The sequence below is a fragment of the Qipengyuania sp. YIM B01966 genome, from assembly GCF_016461955.1.
GTDB lineage: Bacteria > Pseudomonadota > Alphaproteobacteria > Sphingomonadales > Sphingomonadaceae > QFOP01.
Genome location: NZ_JADMNM010000006.1, coordinates 59,821 through 77,251 on the forward strand (window position 1 = coordinate 59,821; position 17,431 = coordinate 77,251).

General features: G+C 65.5%; 21 protein-coding genes. 13 read left to right on the forward strand and 8 right to left on the reverse strand.

Translation table 11 applies throughout. The annotated features are described in order from the left end of the window. Positions 1–11: 11 nt before the first annotated feature. The 6 genes from hpf to ILT46_RS08585 all read right to left on the reverse strand — a co-directional run bounded on the left by hpf (position 12) and on the right by ILT46_RS08585 (position 4,273). Positions 12–587, reverse strand: coding sequence for a ribosome hibernation-promoting factor, HPF/YfiA family (gene hpf / locus ILT46_RS08560; protein ID WP_199504224.1), 576 nt, complete (start codon positions 585–587; stop codon positions 12–14). 89 nt (positions 588–676) lie between these two features. Next, complete coding sequence (dnaQ, locus tag ILT46_RS08565) at positions 677–1,363, reverse strand: DNA polymerase III subunit epsilon (RefSeq protein ID WP_199504225.1); 687 nt, start codon at positions 1,361–1,363, stop codon at positions 677–679. Positions 1,364–1,417: 54 nt separating this feature from the next. Continuing rightward, positions 1,418–2,008, reverse strand: a complete 591-nt coding sequence (gene coaE / locus ILT46_RS08570) for a dephospho-CoA kinase (RefSeq protein ID WP_199504226.1) — start codon at positions 2,006–2,008, stop codon at positions 1,418–1,420. Then, entirely contained in the window at positions 2,005–2,853 is an 849-nt protein-coding gene (locus tag ILT46_RS08575; RefSeq protein WP_199504227.1) for a shikimate dehydrogenase family protein, read from the reverse strand. Before ILT46_RS08575 ends, coaE begins: the two co-directional genes overlap by 4 nt. Next, positions 2,850–3,431: a Maf family protein gene (locus tag ILT46_RS08580; RefSeq protein ID WP_199504228.1), complete on the reverse strand. Its 582-nt coding sequence runs from the start codon at positions 3,429–3,431 to the stop codon at positions 2,850–2,852. Before ILT46_RS08580 ends, ILT46_RS08575 begins: the two co-directional genes overlap by 4 nt. Continuing rightward, positions 3,431–4,273 (reverse strand): pyruvate, water dikinase regulatory protein, encoded by an 843-nt coding sequence (locus tag ILT46_RS08585; RefSeq protein ID WP_199504229.1) that lies wholly within the window; start codon positions 4,271–4,273, stop codon positions 3,431–3,433. The genes ILT46_RS08580 and ILT46_RS08585 overlap by 1 nt, the downstream gene beginning before the upstream one ends. 342 nt (positions 4,274–4,615) lie before the next feature. Here ILT46_RS08585 and hemE point away from each other — a divergent pair, with 342 nt between their 5' ends. From hemE to ILT46_RS08610, 5 genes are all read left to right on the forward strand, one after another. Further along, positions 4,616–5,656: a uroporphyrinogen decarboxylase gene (hemE, locus tag ILT46_RS08590; RefSeq protein WP_199504230.1), complete on the forward strand. Its 1,041-nt coding sequence runs from the start codon at positions 4,616–4,618 to the stop codon at positions 5,654–5,656. 34 nt (positions 5,657–5,690) lie between these two features. Continuing rightward, positions 5,691–6,149 carry a CopD family protein gene (locus ILT46_RS08595; RefSeq protein WP_199504231.1) on the forward strand — a complete coding sequence of 153 codons (459 nt, stop codon included), beginning with the start codon at positions 5,691–5,693 and terminating at the stop codon, positions 6,147–6,149. Between the two features lie 141 nt (positions 6,150–6,290). Further along, on the forward strand, positions 6,291–7,556 hold the full coding sequence (rho, locus tag ILT46_RS08600; protein WP_199504232.1) for a transcription termination factor Rho: 1,266 nt from the start codon (positions 6,291–6,293) through the stop codon (positions 7,554–7,556). A 190-nt stretch (positions 7,557–7,746) separates the two neighbouring features. After that, positions 7,747–8,136 carry a BLUF domain-containing protein gene (locus ILT46_RS08605; RefSeq protein WP_199504233.1) on the forward strand — a complete coding sequence of 130 codons (390 nt, stop codon included), beginning with the start codon at positions 7,747–7,749 and terminating at the stop codon, positions 8,134–8,136. Positions 8,137–8,139: 3 nt separating this feature from the next. Continuing rightward, a complete protein-coding gene (locus ILT46_RS08610) occupies positions 8,140–8,676 on the forward strand; it encodes an AAA family ATPase (RefSeq protein ID WP_199504234.1) in 537 nt (178 codons plus the stop codon). On the opposite strand, the gene ILT46_RS08615 is transcribed toward ILT46_RS08610, so the two are convergent. Together ILT46_RS08615 and ILT46_RS08620 are read right to left on the reverse strand one after the other, a co-directional pair. Beyond that, positions 8,673–9,086: a nuclear transport factor 2 family protein gene (locus ILT46_RS08615; protein ID WP_370592391.1), complete on the reverse strand. Its 414-nt coding sequence runs from the start codon at positions 9,084–9,086 to the stop codon at positions 8,673–8,675. The genes ILT46_RS08610 and ILT46_RS08615 overlap by 4 nt on opposite strands. Beyond that, positions 9,083–9,781, reverse strand: coding sequence for a dienelactone hydrolase family protein (locus ILT46_RS08620; protein ID WP_199504235.1), 699 nt, complete (start codon positions 9,779–9,781; stop codon positions 9,083–9,085). Before ILT46_RS08620 ends, ILT46_RS08615 begins: the two co-directional genes overlap by 4 nt. Before the next feature lie 75 nt (positions 9,782–9,856). Here ILT46_RS08620 and ILT46_RS08625 point away from each other — a divergent pair, with 75 nt between their 5' ends. The 8 genes from ILT46_RS08625 to ILT46_RS08660 all read left to right on the forward strand — a co-directional run bounded on the left by ILT46_RS08625 (position 9,857) and on the right by ILT46_RS08660 (position 17,412). Further along, entirely contained in the window at positions 9,857–10,141 is a 285-nt protein-coding gene (locus ILT46_RS08625) for a DUF6489 family protein (protein ID WP_199504236.1), read from the forward strand. Between the two features lie 8 nt (positions 10,142–10,149). Then, the gene (mnmE, locus tag ILT46_RS08630; RefSeq protein ID WP_199504237.1) at positions 10,150–11,421 is read left to right on the forward strand and encodes a tRNA uridine-5-carboxymethylaminomethyl(34) synthesis GTPase MnmE; all 1,272 of its coding nucleotides are present in this window, start codon (positions 10,150–10,152) and stop codon (positions 11,419–11,421) included. A gap of 57 nt (positions 11,422–11,478) precedes the next feature. Beyond that, positions 11,479–13,335 carry a tRNA uridine-5-carboxymethylaminomethyl(34) synthesis enzyme MnmG gene (gene mnmG, locus ILT46_RS08635; protein ID WP_199504238.1) on the forward strand — a complete coding sequence of 619 codons (1,857 nt, stop codon included), beginning with the start codon at positions 11,479–11,481 and terminating at the stop codon, positions 13,333–13,335. Next, complete coding sequence (rsmG, locus tag ILT46_RS08640) at positions 13,332–13,970, forward strand: 16S rRNA (guanine(527)-N(7))-methyltransferase RsmG (RefSeq protein WP_199504239.1); 639 nt, start codon at positions 13,332–13,334, stop codon at positions 13,968–13,970. The genes mnmG and rsmG overlap by 4 nt, the downstream gene beginning before the upstream one ends. Continuing rightward, on the forward strand, positions 13,967–14,743 hold the full coding sequence (locus tag ILT46_RS08645) for a ParA family protein (RefSeq protein WP_199504240.1): 777 nt from the start codon (positions 13,967–13,969) through the stop codon (positions 14,741–14,743). The genes rsmG and ILT46_RS08645 overlap by 4 nt, the downstream gene beginning before the upstream one ends. Continuing rightward, positions 14,740–15,690: a ParB/RepB/Spo0J family partition protein gene (locus tag ILT46_RS08650; protein ID WP_199504241.1), complete on the forward strand. Its 951-nt coding sequence runs from the start codon at positions 14,740–14,742 to the stop codon at positions 15,688–15,690. Before ILT46_RS08645 ends, ILT46_RS08650 begins: the two co-directional genes overlap by 4 nt. 181 nt (positions 15,691–15,871) lie before the next feature. After that, positions 15,872–16,423, forward strand: coding sequence for a DUF4402 domain-containing protein (locus ILT46_RS08655; RefSeq protein WP_199504242.1), 552 nt, complete (start codon positions 15,872–15,874; stop codon positions 16,421–16,423). 221 nt (positions 16,424–16,644) lie between these two features. Then, complete coding sequence (locus ILT46_RS08660) at positions 16,645–17,412, forward strand: molecular chaperone (RefSeq protein ID WP_233397126.1); 768 nt, start codon at positions 16,645–16,647, stop codon at positions 17,410–17,412. Positions 17,413–17,431 lie beyond the last annotated feature (19 nt).

The following is a 17,431-nucleotide window of genomic DNA, read 5'->3' on the forward strand; positions in this document are numbered from 1 at the left end:
GTCGCGCGATCCTAGCGCGGTTCGACCCAGCCGATCGAACCGTCGTCGCGGCGATAGACCATATTATGCCGTCCGGTGCCAGCGTTTTTGAACAGCAAAGCATTGGTGTTCCTGAGGTCGAGCATCATCACCGCGTCGGCGACGCTCGATTCCGGAATGTCAGCCGTGGTTTCGGCAATGATCATCGGCGCGTCTTCACCCTCGGCAGCAACCTCCGCTTCGGGATCCTCGACCCCGGCGAAGATGCGATAGGCGGCCTCTTCCTGCCGGGGCGACAGGGCGGGGGAATGCGGCCGGTCCTGCAGGCGGCGCTTGTAGCGGCGCAGCTGCTTGTCAATCTTCTCCGCCGCCGCCTCGAACGCCTGATGGGCATCATGGGCGAGGCCCGTCGCCTTGAGGATCAGGCCCTGCATCACATGGGTGATGATATCGCACGAAAAGCTGCCGCCCGGCCCCTTGCCGAAGGTGACCTGCGAGGAGATGCCGCGGCTGAAATATTTCTCGACAATCGCGTTGAGCCGGTCGGCAACATGGTCCTGCAGGGCACTGCCGGTTTCCATCTGATGGCCCGAAACGCGAATATCCATGGCTCAGCTCTCCTTGTTATCAGCCTTGTATCTGGCCAATGTGAGAGCGCCGGCACGCCGCTTCAAGCAGGCTTAAGCGGCTGGCCCGGTCAGCTTGCCCAAAGGGGCTCGGCCATTGCTTGGATAAAGGCCCGGTGGCGCAGAAGTTCCGCCGCGCTGGCGGCGTGCGGCCGGGGCGGGCGGAATTCGCGGCGGATGCCGGCAAGCGGGCGGATGGCGACCACATTGGAGGCCGCCTCGTGTGCCGCGAGTTCGAGGCCGATCTGCCGCCCGCCGGTCAGTTCGATATAGACCTGCGCCAGCAATTCGGCATCCAGCAGCGCACCGTGCTTGACCCGGTGGCTGCGATCGATCCCGTAACGCGTGCACAGCGCATCGAGCGACAGCTTGGCCCCCGGATGGCGCCGCTTGGCGATGCCGACCGTATCGACCATACGCGACAGGCATACCGCCTCCAGCCCGCACAGATCGAGTTCGTAATTGAGGAAGGCGAAATCGAACCCGGCATTATGCGCCACCAGTGGCGCATCCCCGATGAAGTCGATCAGCTCGGCCACCCGGTCACGGAAGCGCGGCTTGTCGGCCAGGAAAGCGGCTGACAGCCCGTGCACCGCCTCGGCGCCGGCGGGCATATCGCGATCGGGGTTGAAATAGCCATGCCAGGTCGCCCCGGTGGGCACCCGATTGACCAGTTCGACGCAGCCAATCTCGACCATCCGGTCACCCGTCTTGGGATCAAGCCCGGTGGTTTCGGTATCGAAAACGATCTCGCGCATCACCGCACTCTATTCGCTTCCACGCCAAGGCTGGCAAGAGGCGTCGGGCGCTTTTCAGCGGCGCAGACGGGAGATAAGGTCTGCCACCGCCGCTTCGGTTTCCGCGAGCGAGGTGCCGGTATCGATCACGTGATCCGCCCGCGCGCGCTTCTCGGCATCGGGCACCTGGAGCACCAGAATATGGGCGAATTTGTCGGGGGTCATCCCTGCGCGGGCAATCACGCGGGCGCGCTGGACCTCGGCCGGGGCGGAGACGACCACGACTTCGTCAACCAGCGCCGCGCCACCTTTTTCGAACAATAGCGGAATGTCGAACACCACCAGCGGCGCACCGGCATGCTCGAGCAGGAACGCGCCGCGTTCGGCGGCGACGGCAGGGTGTGCGATGGCTTCCAACCGGGCGAGCGCGGCCGGATCGCCGAATACCTGCGCCCCCAGCGCCTCGCGGCGGACGCCCTCGGGCCCGGTCGCGCCGGGGAAAGCGGCTTCGATCGGTGCCACCAGCGGCCCGCCAGGCCCCTGCAGCCGGCGCACGGCGGCGTCGGCGTCGAACACCGGAACGCCATGGGCGGCAAACATCGCCGCGACGGTCGATTTGCCCATCCCGATCGATCCGGTCAGGCCGATGATGCGGGGCCTGGTCATGCTGTCAGCATCGCGCGCAATTCTCCGTCGCACTGGCGCGGGGCGGGCTGGCCAAAGAACAGTGCGAATGCCGCCGCTGCCTGGCCGATCAGCATCTCCAGCCCGTCAATCGTGCGCAAACCCGCCGCCTCGGCGCGGGTGATGAGGTCCGTGCGCAAGGGCGCGGTCACCAGATCGTAGATCACGCTGCGCGGCGGGACATGGCTGAGATCGAGCGCCAGCAGCGGTTGCCCTGCCATCCCCAGCGGGCTGGCGTTGACGATCAGGTCGCAGCAGCCATGCCGGTCGTCGAAGGCAAAGTCGGTCGGCGCGGCAAAATGTGCCATCGGGGCGACATGATGCTCGCCGCGGGGATCGAGTTCGGCCAGCAACGCCGCGGCCCTGGCGGGATCGCGCGCGGCGAGGACCAGCGTGAACCCATGTCCGGCCAGCGCCGAGACCACCGCGCGTGCCGCGCCGCCCGCGCCGAAAATGCGCGCCATGCGAAACAGATGCTCCTGCGCGAGCAGCGGCTGCAACGGTTCGAGAAAGCCGGCAACATCGGTGTTGTGCCCAACGAGCTGTCCGTCTGCGCTGCGGACCACCGTATTGACGGCCCCGACCTTCGCCGCCAGCGGATCCACCGCATCAAGCAGCGGGATGATCGCCTGCTTGTGCGGCATGGTGACATTGCACCCGCGCCAACCCGCATCGGCGCGGCGCGCGGCAATGTAATCGGCCAGCTCGCCGGGCCGGACGTGCACCGCATCATAGCTGGCGGCCAGGCCGAGCTGGTCCAGCCAGAAGCGGTGGATGGCGGGCGATTTCGACTGGGCGATGGGATCGCCGATAACCTCGGCTCTCATTCCGCCATCGCTCCGTATTGGCGCAACGCGCCGAGCACCGGCAGCAGTGGCATACCCAACACCGTGAAATGATCGCCGTCGATCCGGTCGAACAACTGGACCCCCCGCGCTTCGATGCGGAACACCCCGACACACGCACCGACCGCCGGCCATTCGGCGGCGAGATAATCGGCGATGAACGCCTCGGACAATTCCCGCACATGAAGGCGCGCGACCTCGCCCGCCGACCAGACCAGCGCGCCCGCGCGGGCGAGCGCGGCGGCCGAATGAAGATGCATCACCTTGCCCGAAAAAAACCGCAAATGCGCCGCCGCTTCCGCGCGGTCGGCGGGCTTGTCGAACCGCCGGCCGGCGACCGACACCAGCGAATCGCTGCCCAGCACCAGCGTATCGGCTGGCGCGGAAACGGCCTTCGCCTTGGCCTCGGCCAGCGCCAGCGCGACCGCTTCGGGCGGGGCGCCCGCCAGCGCCTGTTCAAGCGCGCGTTCGTCGATCCGCGCGGGCTCGGCACGAAACGGCACCCCGGCCGCCTCGAGCATCGCCCGGCGCGAGGCACTTTGCGAGGCGAGCACGAGCATCAGACCGGCCCCGCCATGATCGCGTCGCCGCCGCTCTGGTCATGCTCCTGATACAGCCGGATGATAGCCGCAGCCGTCTCCTCGATCGAGCGCCGCGTGACATCGATCACCGGCCAGCCATTATCGGCAAACATCCGCCGGGCAAAGCGCAGCTCGTCGTTCACCCGGTCGCTGTCGGCATAGCTGGTCTCGGCGCTTTCATTGAGGCTGAGCAGCCGGTTGCGGCGGATCTGCACCAGCCGCTCGGGCGCGGTGGTGAGGCCCACAACCAGCGGCCGGCGGAGCGAAAACAAGGCGGCAGGCGGGGGGCTTTCGACGACCAGCGGGATATTGGCCACCTTGTAGCCGCGATTGGCGAGATAGATGCTCGTCGGAGTCTTGGAACTGCGCGACACGCCGGCCAGCACGATGTCGGCCTGTTCCCAGTTTTCCCAGCCGATCCCGTCATCGTGCGCGATGGTGAACTGGATTGCCTCGACGCGGGCGAAATAGGCTTCGTCCATTGTGTGCTGGCGGCCGGGGCGGCCTTGCGCCTCCTGCCCCAATTGCGCCTCCAGCGCGTCATTCACCGCATCGAGCGCGGCGACGGCGGGCAGCCCGGCCTGGCGGCAATGCTCTTCCAGCCGTGCCCGCGTTTCGGGATTGACCAGCGTGAACAGCACCAGCCCGGGATGGGCGGCCAGCTCGCCGAAAATCCGATCGAGATGCTGGCGCGAGCGGACCATCGGCCAGAAATGCCGGCGGATATCGGCATCGTCGAACTGCGCTAGCGCCGCCTTGGCAATCATCTCCAGCGTTTCGCCGGTGGAATCGGACACCAGATGCAGGTTGAGCCGCGTCATGGCGCTCCGCGAAAAATGGACAGGGCGCCGGTGGAGCGCCGCCTGTGGACAAGAACCGGCATAAACCACGGGAGAGACCGGTCGACAAGTCCGGGCCGGCAAACCACCCCCACTACCGGCCATGCTCGGCGCGTCTTGTGAACAGCCCGGCAGCTCTACCCACAGGCTGGGGATAGTGGGGACAGAAGCTGCTTGACCACGCAGCTGCCGGGATTCGCCTTCGCTGCCGTATCTGTTCAGCGCGGGACAATTCGGGCAGAGGCGCGCTGTGCCCGCTTTCCACAGGGCCAACAGACTCCATCAATCTTCTTGAATCTAACTTGATTTGAAGAAAGCGACGACATGCCCGGTTTGCTACTCGACACTTTGCGCGGCCAGCGCGGCGACCAGGTGCCGCTATGGCTGATGCGTCAGGCCGGGCGCTATCTGCCCGAATATCGCGCGTTGCGGGCGGAAAAAGGCGGCTTCCTCGAGCTGGCTTACGATCCTGAGGCCGCGGCCGAGATCACGCTCCAGCCGATCCGCCGGTTCGGGTTCGACGGGGCGATCCTGTTTTCCGATATCCTGATCGTGCCGCACGCGATGGGCCAGCAGCTCGAATTCCTCGCCGGCGAGGGGCCGCGCCTGTCGCCGCCGCTGGCCCAGGCCGGAAATATCCAACAGGCCCTGAATGCCCTTCAGAGCGTCCCTCAGCGCCTTTCCAACATTTACGCTACCGTGGCCAGGGTCAGGGCCGGTTTGGGCCCTGAGACCACCTTGCTGGGCTTTGCCGGCAGTCCGTGGACGGTGGCGACCTACATGGCTGCGGGCGAGGGCAGCCGCGACCAGCACGTTACCCGCGCGCTGGCCTATCGCGATCCGGCAGGCTTTCAGCAGCTGGTCGACGCCATCATCGCCGTCACGGTCGACTATCTCGCCGGGCAGGCCGCAGCCGGGGCCGAGGCGGTGCAATTGTTCGACAGCTGGGCCGGCAGCCTCGCACCCGACGAGTTCGATCGCTGGGTGATCGCGCCCAATGCGGCGATTGTCGAACGGCTGCGCGCCCGCTGCCCTGACCTGCCGATCATCGGCTTTCCCAAGGGCGCGGGGGCCAAGCTGCCGGTCTATGCTGCGCAAACCGGCGTCGATGCGGTGGGCCTTGATGAAACGGTCGATCCTGTATGGGCCAACCGCGTGCTGCCCGCCGGGATGCCGGTGCAGGGCAATATCGACCCGCTGCTGCTGCTGGCGGGCGGCGAGCGGCTGATCGCCCGCGCTCATGCGATCCTCGCCGCCTTTGCCGGGCGGCCGCACGTCTTCAACCTTGGCCACGGGATCGACCGGACCACGCCGATCGCCCATGTCGAACAGCTCGTCGCCGCAGTGCGCGGCTGGCGGGGATGACATTGCCCGCAGGCCGCCCTAGAGGCGGGAGGCAATGCAGGAAGCGCTCGGCATGATCTATCTCTGGCTGAAGGCCGGACATATCATTTTCATGGTGTTCTGGATGGCGGGGCTGTTCATGCTGCCGCGCCAGATGATCTATATGCTCGGCACCGCGCCAGGTTCGGCCGAGGAAGCGGATTGGGCGCGGCGCAGCGGGCTGCTGCGCAAGATTATCCTCACTCCGAGCCTGATCGTGGTCTGGCTGCTCGGCCTCGCGCTGGCGCAAACGCTGGGCGTCTGGGCGGCGCCGTGGCTCCATCTGAAACTCGCGCTGGTGCTGGCGCTGACGGCGTTTCACGGGCTGATGGTCGCGCGCTCGAAACAGATGGCGCGCGGTGAGCGGCCCTTGAGCGAAAAGCAATTGCGCATCTGGGGCGAGGTGCCCGGCATTCTGCTCGCGCTGATTGTCGTGCTGGTGGTGGTCGGCCCGGCGCTGTTTTCGGCGAATTGACGCCGCCCGGGCGCGAGCGTAGAACCGCGCCATCGTTTCGGCAATAGGGGCGGGCTGCTGCCCCTGACCGGTCTGCTTTCTCCAAGCCCAACGACCTGCCGAAAAGCCCGTGAAATCCCAGTCTGACGGATAATTTCGACCATGCATCTCAAGGAATTGAAGCGCAAAGCCCCTGCCGAACTGGTCGAAATGGCCGAGGAGCTGGGGGTCGAAGGCGCCAGCACCATGCGGCGGCAGGATCTGATGTTCTGCATCCTGCGCGAACTGGCCGAGGACGAGGAATACGAAGAGCAGATCATGGGCGTCGGCACCATCGAGGTGCTGCAGGACGGCTTCGGCTTCCTGCGCTCGCCCGAAGCGAACTATCTCGCCGGGCCGGATGATATTTACGTGTCCCCCAACCAGGTCCGCAAATGGGGCCTGCGTACCGGGGACACGGTGGAAGGCGAGATCCGCGCCCCGCGGGAAGGCGAACGCTATTTCGCGCTGACCAGCCTAACCAGCGTCAATTTTGACGATCCCGATGCCGTCCGCCACCGGACCAATTTCGACAACCTGACCCCGCTATACCCGGAATCGAAGCTGATCCTCGACACCGCCGATCCGACCGTGAAGGACAAGAGCGCGCGGGTGATCGACATCATCAGCCCCCAGGGCAAGGGTCAGCGCGCGCTGATCGTCGCCCCGCCGCGCACCGGCAAGACGGTGCTGCTGCAGAACATCGCCAAGGCGATTACCGACAATCACCCCGAGGTGTTCCTGATCGTGCTGCTGGTCGACGAGCGGCCGGAAGAGGTTACCGACATGCAGCGCAGCGTGAAGGGCGAGGTGATTTCCTCCACCTTCGATGAACCCGCGACGCGCCACGTCCAGGTGGCCGAAATGGTGATCGAGAAGGCCAAGCGGCTGGTCGAACACAAGAAGGACGTGGTGATCCTGCTCGATTCCATCACCCGCCTCGGCCGCGCCTACAACACCGTGGTGCCGTCGAGCGGCAAGGTGCTGACCGGCGGTGTCGATGCCAATGCGCTGCAGCGGCCCAAGCGGTTCTTCGGCGCCGCGCGCAATATCGAGGAGGGCGGCTCGCTGTCGATCATTGCCACCGCGCTGATCGACACCGGCAGCCGCATGGACGAAGTGATCTTCGAAGAGTTCAAAGGCACCGGCAACAGCGAAATCGTGCTCGACCGCAAGGTGGCCGACAAGCGCATCTTCCCCGCATTGGATGTCGGCAAGTCGGGCACCCGCAAGGAAGAGCTGCTGGTCGAGAAGGATAAGCTCAGCAAGATGTGGGTCCTGCGCCGCATCCTGATGCAGATGGGCACCGTCGATGCGATGGAATTCCTGCTCGACAAGATGAAGGATTCCAAGACCAACGAGGATTTCTTCGCCACGATGAATCAGTAGCGGGGGCGTGCGTCCTATCCCGGCAGCTTCCCGGTAAACCTTGGGAGTTGGCTTGCGCTGAGAGCAATCCGGCTCACCGGCTGACATCGCTCCGGCGCAGGAAATCTTTGCGCCTAAAGGGAAATCTCGCTACCAGCCGCGCGTTACGGGCGACTGAGGGGGTCTCAGAATCCCCAACAAGGAAAGCCGGATGCACCGGATTATCTATATCAGTACTGCCGCTGACGGGCTGACCGATGCGGGGGTGGCTGATATCGTGGCCACGGCAGAGCGCGACAATCCGATCAACCAGCTGACCGGTTTTCTGCTCTATAACCAGCGCAATTTCCTGCAAATGCTCGAAGGGCCGCGCGATCGGATCGGCAGCCTGATGCGCCGGATCATCAGCGACGAGCGGCATCACGGCATCGTCATGATGGTGGACGAAGAGATCGCCGCGCGCAGCTGCGCCGATTGGCAGATGCGCTGGATCCGGCTGTCGCTCGACATGGGCCGGCGAAGCGAGGAGCTGCAAACCAGTCTTCCGGTGCTCAGCCCCGGCGCCACCCAGATCGTGCGCAATTTCGCGTTGCTCAACTGACCCATGGTCGGACCCGGTAGGCAATTGGTGCTGACCGGCCCGCCGGGCGGCGGCAAGACAACGCTGCTCGATGCGGCCGAACGGGTGGGTTTAAGCGTTTCGCACGAGGTTGCGCGTGCCATCCTGCGACAGCCCGGCGGGATGGCCCTGCGCGTGCGCGATCCGCTGGGTTTCGCCGAAGCCATGGCTGCGGCGCATCTGCGCGAAAAGACGCGTTTTGCCGGTCATGCGGCGCCGGTCATCTTTGACCGCGGGCTGCCCGATGTGGTCGGCTTCCTCAAGGTTTCGGGATTGCCTGTGCCGCCCGCGATCGACCGGGCATGCCGCGAGGTCCGCTATAGCGGGCCGATCCTGCGCGCGCCCGCCTGGCGGGCGATCTACCGGCAGGACGCGCAGCGTATCCAGAGCTGGGACGAAGCTGTTGCCAGTGACGCGGCGGTTACCCAGGCGTGGGAGCATTACGGATACGCCGTCACCATCCTGCCCTTCGCGCCGGTAACCGAGCGGCTGGCAGTCTTGCAGAGACTCGCGAGCCTCTAGCCGCCGGCGCGCTGCAGTTGCGCCGCCATCATTTCCCAGACCTTGTTGATCGCCTTCATCGGGCGGACCATGACCTTGAAATCGCGGATCATTCCGCTTTCGTCAAAGGTAATGAGGTCGATCCCGTTGACGCTGATCCCGTCGAGCTCGGTGAGGAATTCGAGCAGCGCCTGATCACCCGCGCTGAATTCGCGAACATAGCGGAAACTGTCGCCATTCAGCACCTGGCCGGCAGCGGCGAGATAGGCGACCACCTTGGCCCGGCCTTCCTGCGGGGTATGGACCACCGGCGAGTGGAACACCGCATCCTCGGCGATAATCGCGGCAAGTTCTTCCGGCTGGTTGCCGCCCGCGATCACGCGGTGCCAGTTGGCAAGACCCGCCGCCGCCGAGTCAGCCCTGATATTCACGCCAGATGCTCGGCAAAAAATGCAGCGGTGCGTTCGTCCGCCAGACGCGCCGCCTGCTCGCTGCGCCGCGCGCCGAACTGGGTGGCAAAGCCGTGATCCTCGCCCGGATAATCGTGCAGCACGACGCGCGGATGGTCGTCCAGCCCCTCATGCATGATGCGCTGTGTCGCTTCGTCGACAAAACCGTCATTGCCCGCGATATGCAGCATCAGCGGGCGGGCAATGGCGTGCTTTTCGCGCAGCAGATTGTCGATCCCGACCGCGTAATAGCCGACGCTGGCATCGGCATCGGTGCGTGCCGCGACCATGAAGGCGAGCCGCCCGCCAAGGCAGTAGCCGACCACCCCCACTTTGGTGCAGCCTTCGGCCTCGCGCGCATGGCGGATGGTTGCCTCGAGGTCCATTACTCCCTGATCCTGGTCGAACCGTCCCATCAGTTCGAGCGCGCGCTGGAACTGCTCGGGCACATCGGGGTCGAGCTCGATCCCGGGCTCCAGCCGCCAGAACAGGTCGGGCGCCAGCGCCAGATAACCTTCGCGCGCGAGGCTGTCGCATTTGTCGCGGATGCCGGCATTGACGCCGAAAATCTCCTGAATGACGATGATCGCCGCCCGCGGGGTCCCTTCGGGCCGCGCGATATAGGCGGCAAATTCGCCTTCGCCATCCAGCGGGGTGATGCGGCAATATTCGCTCATTGTCGGTGCTCCTGACTGGTATCGCGGGGTGCGCTCGCCTACCTCTAGCCCCGGAATGATGCGAAAGGCCAGCCGATGAAGGTTCATGTCGAAATCGATTGCACTCCGGAAGAAGCGCGCGCCTTCATGGGCCTGCCGGATGTCGCCAAGGCGAACGATGTCTATATCGACGCGGTGACCAAGGCGATGAAGGGGGTCAGCAATCCCGAGCAGTTGCAGACTTATGCCAAGCAATTGGCGCCGATGGGCGCGCTGGGGATGAAGTTGTTCCAGACTTTCATGGAGGGCGGGGTCGCGGCAGCGCAGGCCGGCGCGGGCAAACCGTCTGGCGCGCGCAAGGGTGACACCTCCGACAGCTGACACGCCCGGTGGCTGACACGATCTTCGCCCTGTCGAGCGGGGCGCCGCCAGCGGGGATCGGGGTGATCCGCATCAGCGGACCCACGGCTCATGCGGCGCTCGAAATGCTGGCAGGGCGTCTGCCGCCTGTCCGCCAGGCCCGCCTCGCCCGGCTGCGGAGCGGGGTGGGCGAACTGCTCGACGAGGCGCTGATCTTGCGTTTTGCCGGGCCGGCGAGCGCGACCGGCGAGGATCTGGCCGAGTTGCATTGTCATGGAGGCCGGGCGGTGGTCGCTGCGGTGCTGGCGGAGCTGGGCACCATTCCGGGCCTGCGCGCGGCCGAGCCGGGCGAGTTCACCCGCCGCGCTTTTGCCAATGGCCGGATCGACCTGGTCGAAGCCGAGGGGCTGGCCGACCTTCTGAATGCCGAGACCGAATTGCAGCGCCGCGCCGCGCTGGCGAGCGCGGGCGGGGTGTTCAGCGCGCAGATCGAGCAATGGCGCGAGGCGGTGCTGCGCCTGTCGGCGGTGGTCGAGGCCGTGCTCGATTTCGGCGACGAGGGCGATGTCGGCGAACTGCCGGCGGATTTCGCGGACCGCTGCCGAGACCTTGCAGCGGAGCTCGACGCATGGCTTGCACGCCCGCGGGCAGAGCGGCTGCGCGACGGTTATCGCGTCGTACTTGCCGGCCCGCCCAATGCAGGAAAATCCAGCCTGTTCAATGCGTTGGTGGATAGCGCAGCGGCCATTACCTCGCCCGTCGCAGGCACCACGCGCGACCTGATCGAGCGCCCGGTGGCGCTGGGCGGGGTGCCGTTCGTGTTTGTCGATACGGCTGGCCTCAACGAAACCAGCGAGGATGCGATCGAGCGCATCGGCGTCGGCCTGGCCCGCAATGCGCTGACTGCGGCCGACCTGGTGCTGTGGCTGGGGGCGCCCGCTGACCGGCCGGACGGGGCGTGGCAGGTGCAATCGCACGCCGACCTCGCGCCGCCTATGCTGGGAGCGAGGCATCGCGTTTCGGCAGTAACGAGCGAGGGCGTTGACGATCTGAAGCGCGCTATCGTGAGCCACGCGCTGGCCGCGCTGCCCAGGCCAGGCGAAGCGGCGCTCAATGCCCGGCAGCACGTGGTGCTGGCCGATGGCGAGCAAGCCATCCGCCTTGCAGGCGCTGAGCACGATCCGCTGCTTGCCGCCGAGCAGTTGCGTTTGGCCCGCCGCGCGCTCGACGCACTGACTGGCAGAGCATCAACAGAGGATATGCTCGATGCCCTGTTCGGAAGGTTCTGTATCGGGAAATGATGTTCCACGTGAAACATCGGTTTTGACCCTTCCGCTGTCGACGTTTAAGGTGCACCTATGCATTCGTATGATGTTATCGTCGTCGGCGGGGGGCACGCCGGGGTCGAGGCGGCGCTTGTCGCGGCCCGCATGGGCGCGGAAACGGCGCTGATCACCTTTGACGCCGCGGCCATCGGGGCGATGAGCTGTAACCCAGCGATTGGCGGGCTGGGCAAGGGCCATCTGGTGCGCGAAGTCGATGCGCTCGACGGTGTTATCGGCCGCGCTGCGGATGCGGCCGCTATCCATTACCGGATGCTCAACCGGTCCAAGGGCAGCGCCGTGTGGGGACCGCGCGTTCAGGCGGACCGCGCGTTGTTCCGCGACTATATCCGGGGGTGCTGCGCGATGCAGGCCGGACTGACGGTGGTGGAAGGAGAGGTTTCAGCACTGAAAATGGCGGGCGGGCGCGCCGCGGGCGTGGTGCTGGCTGATGACAGCCTGCTGGCTGCCAGCGCCGTCATCCTTTGCACGGGCACCTTCCTCGGCGGAACGCTTTTTCGCGGCGAGGAACGGCTCACCGGAGGCCGTATAGGCGAAGGTTCGGCATTACGCCTCGCGGCGCAGTTGCGCGAGGCGGACCTGCCGATGGGCCGGCTCAAGACGGGGACGCCCCCGCGGCTTGATGGCCGAACCATTGACTGGGCGCGGCTCGAAGAGCAACCCTCGGACGCAGAACCATGGACGATGTCGGCCCTAACCGAGCGGCGGTGCAACCCGCAGCTCTTTTGTGCGATCACGCGCACCAATGCCCGCACGCATGACATTATTCGTGGCGGGCTTGATCGCTCGCCCCTTTTTTCAGGCGCGATCGAAGGGCAGGGGCCGCGCTATTGCCCGTCGATTGAGGACAAGATCCACCGCTTCGGCGACCGGGATGGGCATCAAGTGTTTCTCGAACCGGAGGGGCTGAGTACGCACCTGGTCTATCCCAACGGGATCAGCACCTCGTTACCCGGGGACGTGCAACAAGACATGCTCCGGAGCATAACAGGGCTGGAACAGGTGCGGCTGGAAGTGCCCGGCTATGCGGTCGAGTATGACCATATCGACCCGCGTGCGCTCACTGGCGGGCTGGAAGTGCGTGCGATTGGCGGCCTGTATTGTGCGGGCCAGATCAACGGCACTACCGGATATGAGGAAGCCGCCGCGCAGGGGCTGGTGGCCGGGATGCACGCGGCCGGCGCGGTGCTCGGCCGTGAACCGGTTCCACTCGATCGCGGGAATTCCTACATCGCGGTAATGATCGACGACCTGACCCTGCATGGGGTCAGCGAGCCATATCGGATGCTGACCGCGCGGGCAGAATATCGCCTCAGGCTACGAGCAAACAACGCCGCCACGCGGTTGACCGGACTGGGCGTGGCCGCCGGGGTCATTGGCCCTGAACGCGCGGCGTGGTTCAACCGCCGGGCGCGCGAGCGCGTCGCCTGGGAGGACGCGCTAGCCATCAAGGTTTCCGGCCGCGAACTGGCCGCCGCTGGTGCGGCCGTCAGGGAGGACACGCCGCCGCGATCGCTCGGCGAGTGGCTGAGTCATGCGGAAGTGACCTTGGCCGCACTCAGCGCTTGGCTCCCAGATGATCTGGTCGCGGGTTCGGAGATCGGCGAAGAACTCGCCGAGGATGCGCATTACGCGCCCTATCTTGCCCGACAGGAGGGAGAACTACGCGATATGCGTGAGAGCGCCCATGTCGCGTTGCCGGCGGATTTCCCGTATCACGCGGTGCCGGGCCTTTCGAATGAGATGGTCGAACGACTCAGCGCTGCATGCCCGGCTGATCTTGCTGCTGCCGCCCGAGTTCGCGGGATTACGCCCGCGGCGCTGACGGCATTGTTGGTGCAAGCGCGCCGTTTGGCGCAGCGCGCCGCGTGATTGCGAGCGAAGAAGACGCCCGTGCTTTTGTCGCGGCTCGCTGTTCTGCAGCGTCGTTCGGCTTGCTTGAGCGGTTCGCAGCGGCGTTGCTGGACGAAAACGCCCAGCAGAACCTGATTGCCGCGGCAAGCGTTCCGCACCTCTGGCGTCGCCATGTCGCTGACAGCGCCCAGTTGCTCGACCATGTTTCACGTGAAACGGGGGTCTGGCTCGATCTCGGGAGTGGCCCTGGCCTCCCGGGCATGGTCATTGCTATCATGAGGCCCGGTTTGCGAGTGCATCTGGTCGAATCCCGCAGGCGGCGGTACGAATGGCTGGAGATGCAATGTCTTGCGTTGGGAATCCCCAATTGCTTAGTCCATGGGGCGCGCCTCGAAACGATCAGCACCGTACCCGCCGATATAATCAGCGCGCGAGCGTTTGCGCCTTTGCCGCGTTTGCTGGAACTGGCGCGACGCTTTTCCACAAACGACACACGATGGCTGTTGCCCAAGGGCCGTTCGGCGGCGCAAGAACTGGCGGAGCTACCCGCCGCGCTTCAGAGGATGTTTCACGTGGAACAATCACAAACGGATGCTGAGGCCGGTATCCTAGTAGGATGCGGGAAGATTTCCGCCAAAGCGCGCCAAGCATGATTACGATTGCTATCGCCAATCAGAAAGGCGGGGTGGGGAAGACGACCACAGCGATCAACATCGCCACCGCGATGGCCGCGACAGGCTGGAAGACGCTGCTTATCGATCTCGATCCGCAAGGCAATGCTTCAACCGGGCTGGGTATTGACGGGCCACACCGCCTCATGTCGAGCTACGATGTACTGGTGGATCAGGCGGGGATTGCCGCCTGTCGGCAGGCCACCTCGATCCCGGGCCTTGATATCGTTCCCGCGACAGTCGACCTCAGCGGGGCTGAAGTCGAACTGGTTTCCGTCACCGATCGAACCGATCGATTGAAGGCGCAACTGGCGGAATACCGCGACCATGACATATGCTTCATCGATTGCCCTCCATCGCTCGGGCTCCTGACGCTCAATGCTTTGGGCGCTGCCGATACGCTGCTCGTACCGCTGCAATGCGAGTTCTTCGCCCTGGAAGGCCTCAGCCAGCTCTTGTCGACGGTCGAGCGCGTCCAGCAGCGGTTTAATCCCGATCTGGGCATCATCGGCATCGTGCTGACAATGTTCGACCGGCGCAACCGCCTGACCGATCAGGTGGCCGAGGACGTACGCGATTGCCTGGGGTCGCTGGTGTTCGAATCGGTTATCCCGCGCAATGTCCGCCTGTCCGAGGCGCCAAGCCACGGACTGCCGGCGCTGGTTTACGATCACACCTGCGCGGGCAGCCGGGCCTATATCAACCTTGCGCGCGAGTTGATCGGCAGATTGCCCGGTGAAAGGAAAGCTGCATGAGCACTGCCAACGAGGCTGGTACGCATACCCCCCCGGTTCGCAAGAAGCTCGGGCGCGGCCTTGAGGCCTTGCTGGGCGAAAGCCGACGCGAAGAGCCGCTGGCGGTGCCGGCCAAATCGGAAAATAGTGTAGAAACAACAAGTTCTTATCCAGAAGCAGGGCTAGCATCTCTGCCTGTCGCAGCGATTGAGGCGCATCCCGATCAGCCGCGTCGCCATTTCGATGATGCGGCGCTCGATGAACTTGCGGCCTCGATCGCGGCGCGCGGGGTTATCCAACCCGTCGTCGTGCGGCCGCTAGGCGGCGGGCGCTATCAGCTGGTCGCCGGCGAGCGTCGCTGGCGCGCCGCGCAGAAGGCGCAGCTCCACGAGATCCCGGCGCTGATCCGCGCGCTCGACGAGCGCGAGGTTATGGTGCTGGCGCTGGTCGAGAATATCCAGCGCGAGGATCTGAATCCGATCGAGGAAGCGCGTGCCTATGCCCGGCTGGCCGAAGTCGAGGGGCTGACACAGGCGGACATCGCCGGGATGGTCGACAAGTCGCGCAGCCATGTGGCTAATCTGCAGCGCCTGCTCGCTCTGCCGGAGGAGGTTATCGCGCTGGTGGAGGCCGGGCAGCTCAGCATGGGCCATGCGCGGGCGCTGGTCGGCCATGCCGATGCCAGCGTTCTGGCGCAGCGCGCCGTGCGGGAGCGGCTGTCAGTGCGCGAGGTCGAAGCTGTGGCCGGCGACGGGGCGCCCCAGCGCCGCCGTACATCACGGTCCGCGCGCGACCCGGCGCGGGATGCCGATATCGCCGCGGTTCAGGCGCATCTTGAGGAATTTCTCGGCCTGACCGTGCGGATCAAAACCGATTCCGATCCCAGGTCGGGCCAGGTGACGATCCGCTATCGCACGCTCGACCAGCTAGACCTCGTCTGCCAGCGGCTGACCGGCGGCGATATCTGACGGGCCGCCTCTGCACTCCTGTCGAGGGTGTCGCGCTTAGCGCGGCGTTAACCATACCTTCCAATGAACCCTGAACCCGGGGTTTGTACCTAGGGCCCACGAACTGGCCGATTGCCGGGTCGCAAGGGTCGCTGACGAATCGGCGCTCTTGGGGGTTTATGCTTGGAAGGACCGGGTTTTTATGAAGAACGTATTTCGCCTTGGCGCCGTTGCTGCCGCTTTCGCCGTGATGGCTACCGGCACTACGGCTTATGCGGCCGACAATGCCGACGCCACTGCGACGGTCGAAGTGATGAAGCCGCTGACGCTGACCAAGACCGCCGATCTCAATTTCGGCCAGGCACTGGTGAGCGGCGCGGGCACGGTCGCCGTGTCGCCTGCCGGCGCGCTGACCTGCGCCTCGGCTGGCGTGGTCTGTTCGGGCGCGGTCAACGCCGCGGCGTTCGACATCACGGGCGGCACCGCGGCCAAGAAGGTCAGCGTGCACCTGCCGACCGTGACCAACCTTGTCCGCATCGGTGCGGCAGCTGGCACGACCGCTGCGTCCGACCTCATCGGCTTCGGCTCGCTGACCACTGACGCAGTGCTCAACGCCACGACGGGCGACCGTGAAGTCACGCTCGGCTCGACGGGCGCGGGCAGCTTCAAGGTTGGTGGCACGCTCACCTTCGACGGTTCGGAAGTTCCGGGCGTTTATGAAGCGACCTTCAACGTCAGCGTCGATTACAGCTGATCGTCGCTGCGCCTAGCGCATTGCGAGAACCAGGCCGCATCCGCTTCGCGCGGGTGCGGCCTTCACTTTTACCTGTGCCCGACCCGATGGTTTAAGCGTTCTTAACTATACCACAGGTAGAACCCCTCGAGCCGCGGCGATGGTCCGCGCTTGATGAGGTCTGTCGCTCCGTGTTCTCCACCCGTGCGTTTCTTTCATGTGTCGGCGTTGTCGCGGCATCGTTGGCCCCGCTTACCGCCCAAGCCCAAGGCGATCTGCTCATCGCGCCCACCCGCATCGTGCTCGACGGAAGGCAGGGGGGCGAAGTCATCCTCAGCAACATCGGTGACAGCGAAGCGACCTATCGCATCGAACTCGAATTGCGGCGCATGGACGGCAATGGCGCGCTAAGCGCGGTGCCGCGGGAGGCAGCGAACGAGAAGGAAACGGCGGCGCTGGCGATGGTCCGCTATGCACCGCGGCGCATCACCTTGCCGCCCAATCAGCCGCAATCGGTGCGAATCAGTGCCCGACCCGGCGCCGAACTGCCCGAGGGCGAATATCGGGTGCATATGTCATTCACCGCGATCCCAGCCGCGCGGCCGGTGACGCAGGGCGAGGATCCGCAGGGAATCGAGATCCGGCTGGTGCCGATCTACGGGGTGACCATCCCGGTATTCGTCCGCCACGGCCGGCTCGAGGCGCAAGTATCCATCGCCAATCCGGCGCTTCGTGCCGGCGCGTCGGGTAGCGAACTTACTTTCGACCTGATTCGCAACGGATCGAGTTCGACCTATGGCGAAGTGGTCATCCGCAAACCCGGTCAGGCCGAGCCGATCGCCGTGACCCGCGGTGTGGCGATCTACACCGAAGTTGCCTCGCGCAAGCTCGCACTGCCGCTCTCGCCCGAACAGACGGCGGCGCTGCGCGGCCCGGTCGAAATCGAATATCGCGAACTACCGGAAAATGGCGGTCGACTGCTCGCCAGCCTGACCACCACGATCGGCTGATACGGGCCGACGCGCTTTT

Bases quoted from the DNA above. Each gene is read 5' to 3' on its own strand.
- hpf (WP_199504224.1), bottom strand. From the start codon at position 587: ATGGATATTCGCGTTTCGGGCCATCAGATGGAAACCGGCAGTGCCCTG.
- dnaQ (WP_199504225.1), bottom strand. From the start codon at position 1,363: ATGCGCGAGATCGTTTTCGATACCGAAACCACCGGGCTTGATCCCAAG.
- coaE (WP_199504226.1), bottom strand. From the start codon at position 2,008: ATGACCAGGCCCCGCATCATCGGCCTGACCGGATCGATCGGGATGGGC.
- ILT46_RS08575 (WP_199504227.1), bottom strand. From the start codon at position 2,853: ATGAGAGCCGAGGTTATCGGCGATCCCATCGCCCAGTCGAAATCGCCC.
- ILT46_RS08580 (WP_199504228.1), bottom strand. From the start codon at position 3,431: ATGCTCGTGCTCGCCTCGCAAAGTGCCTCGCGCCGGGCGATGCTCGAG.
- ILT46_RS08585 (WP_199504229.1), bottom strand. From the start codon at position 4,273: ATGACGCGGCTCAACCTGCATCTGGTGTCCGATTCCACCGGCGAAACG.
- hemE (WP_199504230.1), top strand. From the start codon at position 4,616: ATGCCCGGTTTGCTACTCGACACTTTGCGCGGCCAGCGCGGCGACCAG.
- ILT46_RS08595 (WP_199504231.1), top strand. From the start codon at position 5,691: ATGCAGGAAGCGCTCGGCATGATCTATCTCTGGCTGAAGGCCGGACAT.
- rho (WP_199504232.1), top strand. From the start codon at position 6,291: ATGCATCTCAAGGAATTGAAGCGCAAAGCCCCTGCCGAACTGGTCGAA.
- ILT46_RS08605 (WP_199504233.1), top strand. From the start codon at position 7,747: ATGCACCGGATTATCTATATCAGTACTGCCGCTGACGGGCTGACCGAT.
- ILT46_RS08610 (WP_199504234.1), top strand. From the start codon at position 8,140: ATGGTCGGACCCGGTAGGCAATTGGTGCTGACCGGCCCGCCGGGCGGC.
- ILT46_RS08620 (WP_199504235.1), bottom strand. From the start codon at position 9,781: ATGAGCGAATATTGCCGCATCACCCCGCTGGATGGCGAAGGCGAATTT.
- ILT46_RS08625 (WP_199504236.1), top strand. From the start codon at position 9,857: ATGAAGGTTCATGTCGAAATCGATTGCACTCCGGAAGAAGCGCGCGCC.
- mnmG (WP_199504238.1), top strand. From the start codon at position 11,479: ATGCATTCGTATGATGTTATCGTCGTCGGCGGGGGGCACGCCGGGGTC.
- ILT46_RS08645 (WP_199504240.1), top strand. From the start codon at position 13,967: ATGATTACGATTGCTATCGCCAATCAGAAAGGCGGGGTGGGGAAGACG.
- ILT46_RS08650 (WP_199504241.1), top strand. From the start codon at position 14,740: ATGAGCACTGCCAACGAGGCTGGTACGCATACCCCCCCGGTTCGCAAG.
- ILT46_RS08655 (WP_199504242.1), top strand. From the start codon at position 15,872: ATGAAGAACGTATTTCGCCTTGGCGCCGTTGCTGCCGCTTTCGCCGTG.